13 protein-coding genes are annotated in these 12950 nt (G+C 70.8%); 4 read left to right on the forward strand and 9 right to left on the reverse strand.

Annotated features, from left to right (window positions below):
* Both AN218_RS09820 and AN218_RS09825 read right to left on the reverse strand, forming a co-directional pair.
* The coding region (locus tag AN218_RS09820) for a thiamine pyrophosphate-binding protein (protein ID WP_244900384.1) at nucleotides 1–691 on the reverse strand (691 nt) is incomplete at its 3' end.
* 203 nt (nucleotides 692–894) lie between these two features.
* Nucleotides 895–2430 carry an MFS transporter gene (locus AN218_RS09825; RefSeq protein WP_079131992.1) on the reverse strand — a complete coding sequence of 512 codons (1536 nt, stop codon included), beginning with the start codon at nucleotides 2428–2430 and terminating at the stop codon, nucleotides 895–897.
* Between the two features lie 231 nt (nucleotides 2431–2661).
* Here AN218_RS09825 and AN218_RS09830 point away from each other — a divergent pair, with 231 nt between their 5' ends.
* A complete protein-coding gene (locus AN218_RS09830) occupies nucleotides 2662–3477 on the forward strand; it encodes an IclR family transcriptional regulator (protein ID WP_244900385.1) in 816 nt (271 codons plus the stop codon).
* 189 nt (nucleotides 3478–3666) lie between these two features.
* The gene (locus AN218_RS09835) at nucleotides 3667–4488 is read left to right on the forward strand and encodes a hypothetical protein (RefSeq protein ID WP_070016388.1); all 822 of its coding nucleotides are present in this window, start codon (nucleotides 3667–3669) and stop codon (nucleotides 4486–4488) included.
* Nucleotides 4489–4582: 94 nt separating this feature from the next.
* On the opposite strand, the gene AN218_RS37450 is transcribed toward AN218_RS09835, so the two are convergent.
* A complete protein-coding gene (locus tag AN218_RS37450; protein ID WP_216311749.1) occupies nucleotides 4583–5500 on the reverse strand; it encodes a hypothetical protein in 918 nt (305 codons plus the stop codon).
* A gap of 200 nt (nucleotides 5501–5700) precedes the next feature.
* Nucleotides 5701–6192 carry a MarR family winged helix-turn-helix transcriptional regulator gene (locus AN218_RS09850; RefSeq protein ID WP_070016391.1) on the reverse strand — a complete coding sequence of 164 codons (492 nt, stop codon included), beginning with the start codon at nucleotides 6190–6192 and terminating at the stop codon, nucleotides 5701–5703.
* A gap of 61 nt (nucleotides 6193–6253) precedes the next feature.
* Here AN218_RS09850 and AN218_RS09855 point away from each other — a divergent pair, with 61 nt between their 5' ends.
* Both AN218_RS09855 and AN218_RS09860 read left to right on the forward strand, forming a co-directional pair.
* Nucleotides 6254–6622, forward strand: a complete 369-nt coding sequence (locus AN218_RS09855) for a VOC family protein (protein WP_070016392.1) — start codon at nucleotides 6254–6256, stop codon at nucleotides 6620–6622.
* A gap of 46 nt (nucleotides 6623–6668) precedes the next feature.
* Nucleotides 6669–7226, forward strand: coding sequence for a YciI family protein (locus AN218_RS09860; RefSeq protein WP_070016393.1), 558 nt, complete (start codon nucleotides 6669–6671; stop codon nucleotides 7224–7226).
* 79 nt (nucleotides 7227–7305) lie between these two features.
* Here AN218_RS09860 and AN218_RS09865 read toward each other — a convergent pair whose 3' ends face one another.
* From AN218_RS09865 to AN218_RS09885, 5 genes are all read right to left on the reverse strand, one after another.
* Nucleotides 7306–7656 (reverse strand): hypothetical protein, encoded by a 351-nt coding sequence (locus AN218_RS09865; RefSeq protein WP_070016394.1) that lies wholly within the window; start codon nucleotides 7654–7656, stop codon nucleotides 7306–7308.
* On the reverse strand, nucleotides 7653–8126 hold the full coding sequence (locus AN218_RS09870) for a prevent-host-death family protein (protein WP_070016395.1): 474 nt from the start codon (nucleotides 8124–8126) through the stop codon (nucleotides 7653–7655). Before AN218_RS09870 ends, AN218_RS09865 begins: the two co-directional genes overlap by 4 nt.
* 99 nt (nucleotides 8127–8225) lie before the next feature.
* Nucleotides 8226–8798 carry a hypothetical protein gene (locus AN218_RS09875; protein WP_070016396.1) on the reverse strand — a complete coding sequence of 191 codons (573 nt, stop codon included), beginning with the start codon at nucleotides 8796–8798 and terminating at the stop codon, nucleotides 8226–8228.
* Nucleotides 8799–8931: 133 nt separating this feature from the next.
* Nucleotides 8932–11637 carry a pyruvate, phosphate dikinase gene (gene ppdK, locus AN218_RS09880; protein ID WP_070016397.1) on the reverse strand — a complete coding sequence of 902 codons (2706 nt, stop codon included), beginning with the start codon at nucleotides 11635–11637 and terminating at the stop codon, nucleotides 8932–8934.
* Between the two features lie 562 nt (nucleotides 11638–12199).
* Nucleotides 12200–12950, reverse strand: a 751-nt coding sequence (locus AN218_RS09885) for a Gfo/Idh/MocA family oxidoreductase (protein WP_070016400.1), incomplete at its 5' end; no start/stop codon positions are given.

Consider the following 12950-nt stretch of genomic DNA (forward strand, 5'->3'; position numbering starts at 1 on the left):
CCTGCCACACCGGTGCGTCGAACCGTTCCGCGAGACGCGTCAGCGCGTGCCAGGTGCCGGGGTCGTCCGCTCCGGCCCCCACGACCAGCGCGGGCGCGGACGCCTCGTGGAGCAGCGCGGCGACCTCGGCCACGGCCTCCGGATCGGCCGAGCCCGGCAGACGCAGCGCGTCCGGCGCGGGCAGCGGCACCTCCTCGGCGGGCTGCGCCCAGTCGTCCATCGGCACCACGACCAGGGCGGGACCGCGCAGCGTACGGGCGGCGTGCGCGGCTCGCGCGATCGCTCCGGGCACGTCCTGGGCGCGCGGCGGCGTTTCCGTCCGTACGGGGTGATCGCCCGCGAGCTGCTCCAAGTCCCCGGCGAGAAAGGGCTCTTGGACGAGATGTCTGCGGTCCTGCTGCCCGACGAGCACGACGAGCGGCGCCCGGTTGACGCGCGCGGTGGCCAGCGCCCCCACCGCGTTGCCCAGGCCCGCCGTGGTGTGCAGCAGCACGAGCGCGGGCGCCTCGCGCGCGAGGGCGTAGCCGGTGGCGGCGCCGACGACCGAGCCCTCGTGCAGGGCGAGGACGAAGCGGATGTCGCCGGGGAGACCGACGAGGAAGGGCACCTCGGTCGAGCCGGGGTTGGCGAACACGGTGGTCAGATCGTGCCGGCGCATCACGTCGAGCGCCGCGTCGCGGACGGTGGGCATGGCTGGGTGACTCCTGTTGCCGGGGCCGGGCGGTGGCGTGGCGCCGGGCCGCCCGGCTCGTCGTGCGTGCTCGTACTCGTACTCGTACTCGTACGGGTGCCTGTGCGGGTGCCGTGCTCGTACGCCGGAACGGCCGGCCGGCCCGGGTCCGCTGCCGGCCGGACACGGCGAACCGCTCCAACCGGCCGCCGCCCGGGCCCCGTTCAGACCTCGACGGGCGGCCGGTAGCGGACCTGGGTGAGGATGCCGAAGCCGACGACGACGATCGCCGCGTCCATCCACACCGCGGCCGTCCACCCTCCGGTGCTGTCGCGCAGCACACCGCTGATCGCCGGGGAGAGCACGGCGCCCATCTCGCCGATGAGGTTCTCCATGCCGAACGCGGAACCGCGCAGCCGGGCCGGCGCCAACTCCGCGGTCAGCGCGTGCCCGACGGGCTGGAGCGCGTTGAAGAACAGGCTCGCGGTGAACAGCAGCAGCCCCATGACCCACAGCGACGGATGCGCCGCGGCGCTGAGGTACCAGGCGAACAGCAGCGTCAGCACGGCCTGGACGCCGGTGAAGGTCAGCATCATCCCCTTGCGTCCCCAGCCGCGCCGCAGCCCGTAGTCCGAGAGCCAGCCGCCCGCGGGGAAGCCGAGGATGCCGGCTCCGGCGTTGAAGCCCGCGGTCAACGCGGCGCTCATGAACGAGGAGTTGGCGGCGCCGGCGACGATGGAGACCGACCAGAAGCTGAAGAACCACAGGTTCCACAGGATGGCGATGTTGCAGACGTAGAGCAGGAACAGATCGCGGTTCTTGATGACGGGCCCGATCTCGGTGCCCTTGCGCGCCAGCGCGAAGAGCACCAGCCCTACGGCGAGGGCGACTTCGAGCAGCGCGACCCACAGCTCGGAGAGCCCGGCGCCCGTGCCCACCCAGTACACGCCCATCACCAGCGCGAGCGAGACGGCGGAGTAACCGCCCAGATGCAGGGACGCCTTGCTGACCCCGGAGAAGCTGAGATGCTCGCGGAACCACCAGGCGACGCCCACGCCGACCACGACGGTGGCCAGCCCCAGCACCCAGAAGACCATCCGCCACGCCTCGACCCCGTCGAGGAACAGCCTGCCGAACTCGATGAGTTCGGGCGTGAAGACGGTCGCGATGGTGATGCCGAGCGAGAGCCCGGTGATGACGACGCCCATCGCGAGGCTGCGGTCGCGCTCGGGTGTGGCGGCGGTGATGAGGCTGCGGTCGTTGGAGTAGAAGGCGCCCTCGCCGAGTCCGGTGACGACGCGTACGACGATGAACGCGACGAGCCCGCCGATGAAGCCCGTCAGCATCGTGGCGACGCCCGCCCACAGCAGGCTGACGACGATGAGGGTGCGGTGCCCGTAGCGGTCGCCGAGATAGCCGCCGGGGAACTGCGTGAGCATGTATCCGGCGAAGAACAGCCCGCCGACGAGACCGCCGAGGGCGTGGGGGTTCTCCGCGTCGGCGAGGAAGCCCACGCCGTTGTCGATCATCCACGTCACGACGGGACCGGTGACGGCTCTGTCGGCGGCGCTGACCGTCCAGCCCAGGAGCAGCAGCACCCACAGGGTGTGCCAGGAACGCCAGCCGCGGCCCGGGGCGGCGTCTGCCGTGCCCGGCCCGGACGGTGACGTGGCGGTGGACGGAACGGCGTCGGCGGGCGGGCCGACCGCCGAACCGGTCGGTGAGTTCGCTGGGGACGGGTCTCCCGGTGCGGCCTTCATGGGCTCTCCGTTGCGGTTGTCACGGTGCGTCCGGACGCCTCGGGGGCGGACGTCCGAGCGGACGCGGACCGCCGGTCAAACTAGACTCGCGGAGTGGCATGCGGAACATGCTGCGATAGCTTTTCTGCCATGCCGAAAAAACAGGGGGGCGCTCCGGGTGCTCCGGCCACGCGGCGCCCACGGACCACACGAAGAACGCCCAGCACACCGACCACACCGAGCACTTCGGGCTTGGCGGGCACATCCGGTACGTCGAGCGTGCCGGGCACGGCGGAGGCGCCGGCGTCCCGCGGGCAGCCCGGGGACGTCTACGCCGCCAGCTCCGTCGACAACGCCCTGCGCACGCTGGTGTATCTGCGCGGCCACCACAGCGTCCGCGTCACCGACATCAGCGACCACCTGGGCGTCGCACGCTCCACCGCGCACCGGCTGCTGACGACGCTGCGCGGCCACGGCTTCGTCGAACAGGAGCCCGGCGGACGCCGCTACCGCCTCGGCCCCGTCCTGCTGGGCCTGACCCGCGGACCCGTCGACGAACCGGCCCTGGTCCACGTCGCCCACAGCCATCTCGCTCAACTGCGGGACGCCGCGGGCGAGACGACCAACCTCCTCGTCCTCGACGGCCCCGACTCCCGCTTCGCCGACGGCGTCGAGGGCCCGCATCCGCTGCGGGTCGGTACACGTACGGGCGACCGGGTGCCCGCGTACGCGACGGCCGGCGGCAAGGCGCTGCTCTCCGAGCTCTCCCCCGAGGCCGCGCGCACCCGCTACCGCCGCGGCCTGACCGCGCTGACCTCGGCGACCCTGCCCGACGTGGACGCGCTCATAGCGGATCTCGCCGCCACCCGCACCCGCGGCTACGCCCTCAACATCGACGAGAGCGTGACGGGTGTGCACGGCGTCGGGGTCCCCGTACGAGACCGCTTCGGCACCTGCGTCGCGGCGCTCACGGTCGCCGCCCCGAGCATCCGCCTCGGCACCGCCCGCGCGGCCGAACTCGCCCCGCTGCTGCGGCAGACGGCGGAGCGGATCGGGGCGGAGCTGTAGCGGACCCGAGCACGGTGGGGTGCGGTGGGACGCGGTGCGGTGCGTCGGGGGGCGGCGTGTGCGCCGGTCCAGAACGGAATCCGGCCGTCCGGGTTGCTCCGCGGCCGAAAGCCGCCCGCGTCACGGCGTCCGTGTACGGAAAGCCTCCCTCCGGCAGTACGCACAGCACGACAGGGAGGAACGACCAGGGTGGCATTCGGCATCGGGCGCATCGTCAAGGCAGTCGAGGACCTGTCCGTACAGATCTCCGGAATCAGCACCGACCTCAACACCGCCGTCGCACAGAGCGGTGCCGACCTCGGCACGGAACTCGCCGACATCCGCCGTATCAGCGAAGCCAACAGCCGCGAACTCGCCGCCGTACGCCGGGAGATCGCCGAGGTGTGCGCCCTGGTCGAGAGCCGGTGCGCCGAGCCCGCCGGGCCAGGAGGCGGCGCGGCCGTCCTCGCGGCGCACGCCGTTCCCGATGCCGTACGCCCGTCCTTCGACGGCCCGTTGGAGCCGCCGTACGACTCCCCCGCCGACGACCCAGCCTCCTCCCCGCACGACGCCCCGCTCGGCTCCGCCGTCGATCTCTCCGACGACCATCCGCACCACGACCTCCTCGCACACGCCGCCGGCGTCGCCCGCGCCGAACTGGTCTGCCACGCCGACACCTGGGCGTTCATCGCCGAACAGGCAAGCAGGGGCGAGCACTTCCGGATGCCGGCGGGCTGTACCGCGGGCAGTACGACCGGCGCGTGCGACGGCATCGTCGAACTCACCTTCTCCGGCCGTACGTTGATCGCGATCGCGGACGCGCTCTGGGAGGTCACCCAGTCCCCGGACGCCTCCCCGGGCACCCACCACCTCGCCGCCCAGATCTACAACCGCTTCCACGCCGCCGTGGCGGACATCGCCCCGCACGGCACGGGCGCCCCGGTCCGCATCGTCATCGACGACCGCGCCCCGGCCGCCCCGTCCCCCGAACCACCCGCGGAACGCGACCCGGTGGGCAGCCCGGCGGGCTGACGGGCACCCCGCACGACGGGGGGGGGGCGGCACCCCGGTCCCCTACGCGCCCCGCTGCCCGGTGGCAGCGGGGACTTCGGGAGGGGCCGCCCGGCTAACTGGCGCCGTCGTCCTCGGGCCGGCCGTCCCCAGGCGGGTTGTCCGCGGGCGGATCGTCTTCGGGGCGATCGTTTTCGGCGGTCGGCGTGGCCGGGTCACGGAGGTCGATGTGGATATCGACGTGCGGATCGTGGACGGTACGGGGTCCGTGCGTGAGATCGCGGAGAGCATCCGAAAGGGAGGTGTAAAGCACTCGGGCTTGTGCCCCGGCTCCGGGTTCTTCGCCGGATGTGCGGCTGCTCTGCCGTTCGCGGAGAACGGCGAGAGCGGCGATGAGGGACGGCCCGGAGAGAGCGGCTCGGATACGTCCGTGGTCGAGGGCTTCGACCTTGTCGGGAACCCGGAAGTACCGCTCATGGGCGACGTTTTCCACGAGGTACGCCCAGAGGTCGCGATGACAGGCCAGTCGGACCGTGCTGATTCGAGCGGCTGCGTCGAGCGCTTCCAGGTGCCGCTGCCCGTCGCCATCGTCTGACGCATGGCTGGTCGGGGCTTCTTGTGAAGCGGGGGGCGGTACCGGTTCTGGTTCCGGCTCGGGCTCGGGCTCGGGCTCGGGTGCCGGCTCCGGCTCCCGTTCGGGCTGAGTTTCCGGCTCCGGTTCTGACCGAGTCACCGGCCCGGGTCGGGATTCGGTGAGATGGAGACGGCTGACGTCTGCACGGACGGCTTCGATACGCGAGGCAAGATCCTGACGCGTTTGGTTACTGGCGTCATTGAGCTGGGTGCAGGTCTCGTTGAGGGCACCGTTCAGCAGGGCACGGGTCTCCTCGGCGGAGCTGCTCACGTGGGTGCGGGTTTCGCCCAGGCCGATGTGGAAGGTCGAGTTGAGGGCTTCCACGCGGGTGGTGAGTGCCTGGAGTTGGTCGGCGAGATTCTTGACTTCCGCCTCTAAACGGTCGATCCCGAAGGCCACCTGTTCCCCTCCCTGTTGGCGTTGACGAGGGATGCTCCCCGGAACCGGAAGGCACGAAGCGGCACATTTCAGTCGCGTCGTCCTGACCGGACGAACAGCCCGGATCGCCAAGCGGTGGCTGCTTTCCGGCCACCTCACAAGCCCCTGAACTCCTCCATGCCGGGTGAGGGAGTTCACGGTCCGGCGCACTGCGCCCTCACTCAACGCAGTTCGCTGTCGACGCCCTCCCCCGCGCCCTCGTCTTCACCCTCGTCGGCGAGTGCGGCCGCGCAGGCGGTGAGGTCGGCGCAGAGCCGGCGCTCGGCCTCCGGGGTCAGAGCCGCCAGCATCCTCTTCTCCACGGCGTTGACGGCGTGATGCGCGGCGGCCAACTGCTCGCGTCCGGCAGGGGTCAGCTCCGTCGGCAGCGCCTTGCCGTGGCTGGGCGTCGCCGGTCGGGTCAGCAGCCCCCGGCGCTCCAGCCCCTTCAGCACCAGGTTCATCGACTGCCGGGTGACGAACACGGCCCGCGCCAGCTCCGATCCGGTCAGCCCCGGCTTCTGCCGCAGGACCTCCAGACAGGCGTACTGCGGGACGGTCAGATCCAGCGGGCGCAGCGCGCCGGTCATCGCCGCGCGCAGCGCGGTGGCCGCCTTCTTCAGTACGTAGCCCACCGACTCGTCGACCGGTCCCGGGCTCTCCACTTGACTCATGTCACCATGTTGACACAGACTTACGTGTCAACGTCCTGACACATGTTTCGAGGAGATTGCCATGACCGTCACCGGACCCGACTTCCTGGGCCTGCAAGTTCGCGACCTGGAGAAGTCCGCGCACTTCTACGAGACCCAACTCGGTCTCCAGCGGGCGCAGGGCGCACCGCCCCACGCCGTCGTCTTCGCCACCGAGCCCATCGCCTTCGCCGTCCGCGAGCCGCTCCCCGGCGTCGATCTCGACGCCACGCCCCGCCCGGGGCTCGGGGTCGTGCTGTGGCTGCGGTCCGACGACGCCCAGGCGGTGCACGACAAGCTCGCCGCCGCCGGCGTCGAGATCACCGTCGCGCCCTTCGACGGCCCGTTCGGCAGGACCTTCACCTTCGCCGACCCCGACGGCTACGCGGTCACCGTCCACAGCCCGAACTGACCAGGGGGGCGCGCCGCCCCCGCCGCGGCGCGGGAGACTGCCGGCCATGGAGTTCTTCTGCTACCACCGCGACCGGCCCGGCTCGATGCCGCTGCGTCACGAACTGCTCGAAGCGCACTGGTCGTACATGGACGGGTACGCGTCGGAGATGATCGCCCGGGGGCCGACGTTCTCCGGGCCGGACGAGGTGCTCACCGGCAGCGTGCACGTCCTCGACCTCGCCGGTCCGGCGGCCGCCCGCGCGTTCGCCTTCGACGAGCCGGGCTACCAGGCCGGCGCGTACCGGGACGTGCTGCTGCGACGGTGGCACAACACATTGGGGTGCACGATGTGGGACTTCCCCGGCGGCCGGACCGGCGGCGACCGCTTCCTGGTGCTCGGCCTGGCCGCACCCGCACCCGCCGCGGACACCACCGCGCCGCCGCCCGACGCCGACGAACTGATCGCCTACGGGCCGCTGTTGTCCGACGACGGCGACCTGTGGCTGGGCACGGCGGCACTGATCCGCGCCCCGGACCCGCAGACGGCACGCGCCGTCCTGACCCCCGGCCGCTACGCGGACGTCGAGGTCCACCGATGGCGCTTCGGCGGCCGTCCGTCCTGACGCGCCGCCCGCGGCCGATCTGGGCCCTGTGCACACTGCAGCAAGCGAGAGACCGCACCAGCTCACCGGAGACGCTGCCTCACTCTGTGTCCTTGGGGTGGCTCGGCGACGCATACACGAGGATCACCGTGCGCGCCTCGTCGTCGATCAGATACCGCACTCGGCCCCCCGCGGTCACCTCGTACTCCCACTGATCGAGCAGCCTGCCTTTCCACTCACGCTGCTTCAGATTGCCCCGGAGCGCGTGCTGCCGATTCCAGTCGCCGTGCGACCGGGGATCGGCACGTAACGCGTCCAGACACCGGGAGGTATTCGTCAGCGCAGCCCGGCACAGCTCTTCCCAACCGACTGCGGCCTCGGTGGTGCCGTGGACGACATTCCAGCCCTCCAGGGGCGGCACACTGACGCGGTCGCCCTTCTTCGGGCTCACTCGTGAACCCTGGCAGGCCCCAAGTCGAGCCCGGTCAGCGGCCGTGCCGCATCCTTCGCCTGATCCGGGTCGGCCTTGATGCGGGCAGTGGCCCGCCACGACACGATCGCCCGGTGTACGGCCTCCGTGGCGTCCAGTTCGGCGGCATCGGACAGCGCCTGGAACAGTTCAACGGCGAACTCGCGAACCTCCTCGTCCTCCAGGTGCCGCACCCACGGGAACAGGTCGGGCATGCCCAGAAGCAGGCTCTTGAAGCCGCTGTCCCGCTTCATCAGTGCGAGGAACAGCCGGGAGGCGATGTTCAGGTTCTCGTCGTGGCGCTCGGCGACCTCGGCAGTGGTCAGTATGAAATCGGAGCCGTCGCGGTGCGTGACGAGGACGCGCCCCAGGGCGGCGGCCTTCTCGGCGACGCCCTTCGGGTTGCGGGAGAGGTCGGTGAAGGTGACCGACTCGGCGGGTGCGGTACTCATACCTCAGAGCATACTCAGACCGTACTCTGATTTCCACCGACCCAGCGCAGCACCTCCCCCGCTCCGAGCCTTGAGGAGCGGGGGTCGCGAGCAAGGTCGCTAGACGTTGCCTTGGTCGACAGGGGTTGTGGCGGGGTACCGGTCGATGGTGATGACGACCGGGGTGTCGTGGCCTTGAGGCCCGTGCCGGAGTCGTTCGACGGTGCTGCCTGTCTGCTCATACAGAGTGACGGCGAGGGCCCAGTCGACGAGTTCGGCGTTGCTCGCGTGAGGGCTGTGGGCGATGGTCCACAGGGCCGTGAGGATGGCGGCGAGGGAGCGGCCGGAGATGGTCGTGACGAAGCGCGGCGACTCCCCGATGCGGGCAGACCGGATTCCGCAATTCTGTATGGCCTCGGTGACCCAGTTCTCGGTTCTGCCGACGAGTTCGACAGTCTCTTCCCGGGTGAAGAAGGCGAGTTCACCGTCAGGTTGAGAGACGCGATGCTCAACTATTTCCGCTAGGCGCCCCAAGACGCCTGTCAGGCTGCTCTCTTCAGGCATGGCGCCTGCTGGGTTCGACTGCGCGAGCACCACGTTCTCGCGGATGTCTTCGACGGTGATCGTGATTCGGGCACCGTCGCCGTGGTGGTGGAGTTCCCTGCGGTGGCTTTTGTCCTTGAGGAACCGCACGCCGGTCTGCGTCAGAAGTCAGAGAAAAAGGGGGTGGCACCTCCGCACAGGTGCCACCCCCCGGGTTTCCCGGGCCCGTCCCGCCGCCGGTGAGGTTGCGCGGGCGCGGGGCGGGTCGGGAAGAACGTCCCGCTCAGTCCCTGGCCGCCGCCCGGCCCGCCTCCAGGCGTGCGACCGGGATGCGGAAGGGCGAGCAGGAGACGTAGTCGAGGCCCACCTCGTGGAAGAAGTGCACCGACTCGGGGTCGCCGCCGTGCTCGCCGCAGACGCCGAGCTTGAGGTCGGGCCGTGTCGCCCGGCCCTTCTCGACGGCGAGGCGGACGAGTTCGCCGACGCCGTCCTTGTCGATCGTCTCGAACGGGGAGACGCCGAAGATCCCCTTCTCCAGGTACGCCGTGAAGAAGCTGGCCTCCACGTCGTCCCGGCTGAACGCCCACACCGTCTGCGTCAGGTCGTTGGTGCCGAAGGAGAAGAAGTCGGCGCACTCGGCGATCTGGCCGGCCGTCAGCGCGGCACGCGGCAGTTCGATCATCGTGCCGAGCGTGAGGTTCAGTTCGACGGAGTGCCGCTCCTCGACCTCGGCGATGACCGCCTCCGCCTCCTCGCGGACGATCTCCAGCTCCTGCACGGTGCCCACCAGCGGGATCATGATCTCCGCGCGGGGGTCGCCGCCGGCGGACTTCCGTTCGGCCGCGGCCTCGGCGATCGCCCGTACCTGCATCGTGAAGAGTCCGGGTACGACCAGGCCCAGCCGCACACCGCGCAGGCCGAGCATCGGGTTCTGCTCGTGCAGCCGGTGCACGGCCTGGAGCAGCCGCAGGTCGTTCTCGTTGGCGTCCTTACGGGACTCGGCGAGCGCGACCCGTACCGACAGCTCGGTGATGTCGGGCAGGAACTCGTGCAGCGGCGGGTCGAGCAGCCGCACGGTCACCGGCAGCCCGTCCATCGACTCGAAGAGCTCGACGAAGTCGCCCTCCTGGAGCGGCAGCAGGCCCTCCAGCGCCTCGTCCCGTTCGTCCTCGGTGTCCGCGAGGATCAGCCGCTCGACGAGGCTGCGCCGCTCGCCGAGGAACATGTGCTCGGTACGGCACAGGCCGATGCCCTGGGCGCCGAAGCGGCGGGCGCGTGCGCCGTCCTCGGCGTTGTCCGCGTTGGCGCGTACGCGCAGCCGGCGCACCCGGTCCGCGTACGCCATGATCCGGTGGACGGCCTTGACCAGTTCGTCGGCGTCGTCGGCGCCCGCGTGCATGCGGCCCTCGAAGTACTCGACGACGGGCGAGGGAACGACCGGAACCTCGCCGGCGTAGACGCGTCCCGTGGAGCCGTCGATCGAGACGACGTCGCCCTCCTCGATCACCTTGCCGCCCGGCGACTTCAGGCAGCGCCGCTTGGTGTCGACCTCCAGCTCCTCGGCGCCGCACACACAGGTCTTGCCCATGCCGCGGGCGACGACGGCCGCGTGGGAGGTCTTGCCGCCGCGCGAGGTGAGGATGCCCTCGGCGGCGAGCATGCCGTCCAGGTCGTCGGGGTTGGTCTCACGGCGGATGAGGATGACCTTCTCGCCGGAGCGCGACCACTTGATCGCGGTGTACGAGTCGAAGACGGCCTTGCCGACGGCCGCTCCGGGCGAGGCGGCGATGCCCCAGCCGATCTCGTCGGCGTCCTGGATGCCGCCGTTGCCGTCGAAGCGGGGGAACATGAGCTGGGCGAGCTGGTTGCCGTTGACGCGCTGGAGCGCCTCGGCCTCGTCGATGAGTCCCTGGTCGACGAGCTGGGTGGCGATACGGAACGCGGCGGCGGCCGTGCGCTTGCCCACGCGCGTCTGCAGCATCCACAACTTGCCGCGCTCGATGGTGAATTCGATGTCGCACAAGTCCCTGTAGTGGTTCTCCAGGGTCTCCATGATCTGCATGAGCTGGTCGTACGAGGGCTTGTCCAGCCGTTCCAGCTCGGCGAGCTGCACCGTGTTGCGGATGCCGGCGACGACGTCCTCGCCCTGTGCGTTCTGCAAGTAGTCGCCGTAGACGCCCTGTTGGCCGGTGGCGGGGTCGCGGGTGAAGGCGACGCCGGTGCCGGAGTCGGGGCCGAGGTTGCCGAAGACCATCGAGCAGACGTTGACGGCCGTGCCCAGGTCCTGCGGGATGCGCTCCTGGCGGCGGTAGAGCTTGGCGCGCTGGCCGTTCCAGGAGTCGAAGACCGCCTTGACGGCGAGGTCCATCTGCTCGCGCGGGTCCTGCGGGAAGTCGCGGCCGGTCTCCTTGAGCACCAAGTGCTTGAACTTCTCGGCCAGCGCCTGCATGTCGGCGGTGTCCAGGTCGACGTCGCTGGTGACGCCCTTGAGGCTCTTCGCCTGCTCCATCGCCTCGGAGAAGACCTCGCCGTCCATGCCGAGGACGGTGTCGCCGAACATCTGGATGAGGCGGCGGTAGGAGTCCCACGCGAAGCGCTCGTCGCCGGACTGCGCGGCCAGGCCGTGCACCGAGTCGTCGGAGAGCCCGATGTTGAGGACGGTGTCCATCATCCCGGGCATGGAGAACTTCGCACCCGACCGCACGGAGACCAGCAGCGGGTCGTCGGCCTGGCCGAGCTTCTTGCCCATCTTCCGCTCCAGCGCGTCGAGATGGGCGCTGACCTCTTCGCGGAGCGCGGGCGGTTCGGCGCCGCTGTCGAGGTAGACCTTGCACGCCTCGGTCGTGATGGTGAATCCCGGCGGGACCGGGAGCCCGAGGTTGGTCATCTCGGCGAGATTGGCCCCCTTGCCACCGAGGAGGTCCTTGAGATCCTTGTTGCCCTCTGTGAAGTCGTAGACGAACTTCTGCGCTGCTGCGTGATCCGGCACGGGACTCGACCCCTTGTGGACGGCTGGCCTGACGGCGGGGAGCGTACCCAGATCGAAGGCAGGGGCGTACGTCCAGCGCTACGCCAAAGGGCCGTAACCACCCGGACGGCGAGGATCGAAGGCGAGCGCCCTCACGCGCGGCCGCAAAGATCGGCTACACAAGTCGAATTCACAACTCCGGGACGCCACCGGAGACCCGTCGGCGAGCACGCAGAGTCAGCACGTTCTTCGGGCCGTGAATCTAGGACGGGTAAAGTCCCGGCTTGCTCCTTGGAGATCTGGACCGCCCAGGTGAGCGCTCATCTGAGCGATGGGTTGATCAGGGTGGCGAGAATCACGCCCAGGAGGGACCGCCAAGTCTCAGCATGCGGACGCCTGCGGGGGCTCTGTGCCGGGCTCGTCCGGCGTCGTCCGGCCTCGTCCGGGGTCATCCGAGAGAGGTCCGGGGCGTTCGTCCGGCCGAGCGGCCCGGCACCGCCGCTTCGGGAACGGCGCCGCCGCGGGAACGGTGACGGCCCGGGGGCCGGTCCACCGTCTCAGGCCCGCGTCTCAGGCTGCCGTCTCAAGCCGCAGCCGGGCGCACCTGCGCCAGCAGCTCCTGGAGGCGCAGCCCGCGCCGTACGTCCGGGTCGGGGGCGCGCCTGCCGCGTACGGCCTCCGCGAACTCGCGGCGCAGCACCGGCCAGCACTCCTCGTGGTCGAACTCCTCGGCGTCGTAGACGAGTTCGCCTTCCTCGCCGTACAGCTCGACCCTGGTGTGCGCGCGGGCGAGCCGTATCGCGCCCGACAGGGACGCCTGGCTGACGGCTCCGTTCTCGTGCTCGCAGGTCAGCTCGATCCAGCGCCGTGGGTCTCCCGTACCGCGGACGGACGCTATCGGTCCGACGGCGAGGTCGAGCAGGTCCAGCAGATGCGGGCCGAGGTCGAGCAGCGCGCCGTGCTCCAGGCGCCAGCCGGTGGCCATCTCGCCGCCGAGGAACGCGCCGTGCAGATAGCAGGAGCGGGCGCCGGTGACGGTCGACTCCCGTGCGCGGGCGAGGAATTCACGGGTGACGGGGTGGTATCGCTTGCTCAGTACGAGCTGGGCGACGGTGCCGGCGGACTCCGCCGCGTCGGCGAGCGCACGTGCCGAGGCCAGGTCGGGGCCGAGCGGCTTCTCCAGCAGCAGGGCGCGGCCCGCCCGTGCGGCGCGTACGGCCAACTCGGCCTGGACCGCGGGCGGTACGGCGAAGGCCACCGCCTCGCACCGGTCGAGGAGTTCGTCGAAGGAGGCGGCCGTGGCGGCTCCGTGGGGCGCGGCCACCGCCGCCGCG

The sequence above is a fragment of the Streptomyces nanshensis genome, from assembly GCF_001751255.1.
In the GTDB taxonomy this organism is placed as follows: domain Bacteria; phylum Actinomycetota; class Actinomycetes; order Streptomycetales; family Streptomycetaceae; genus Streptomyces; species Streptomyces nanshensis_A.

What these genes read in the sequence shown, in the direction of transcription:
- AN218_RS09825 (WP_079131992.1), bottom strand. Translation starts at nt 2,430, where the DNA reads ATGAAGGCCGCACCGGGAGACCCGTCCCCAGCGAACTCACCGACCGGT.
- AN218_RS09850 (WP_070016391.1), bottom strand. Translation starts at nt 6,192, where the DNA reads ATGAGTCAAGTGGAGAGCCCGGGACCGGTCGACGAGTCGGTGGGCTAC.
- AN218_RS09855 (WP_070016392.1), top strand. Translation starts at nt 6,254, where the DNA reads ATGACCGTCACCGGACCCGACTTCCTGGGCCTGCAAGTTCGCGACCTG.
- AN218_RS09860 (WP_070016393.1), top strand. Translation starts at nt 6,669, where the DNA reads ATGGAGTTCTTCTGCTACCACCGCGACCGGCCCGGCTCGATGCCGCTG.
- AN218_RS09870 (WP_070016395.1), bottom strand. Translation starts at nt 8,126, where the DNA reads ATGAGTACCGCACCCGCCGAGTCGGTCACCTTCACCGACCTCTCCCGC.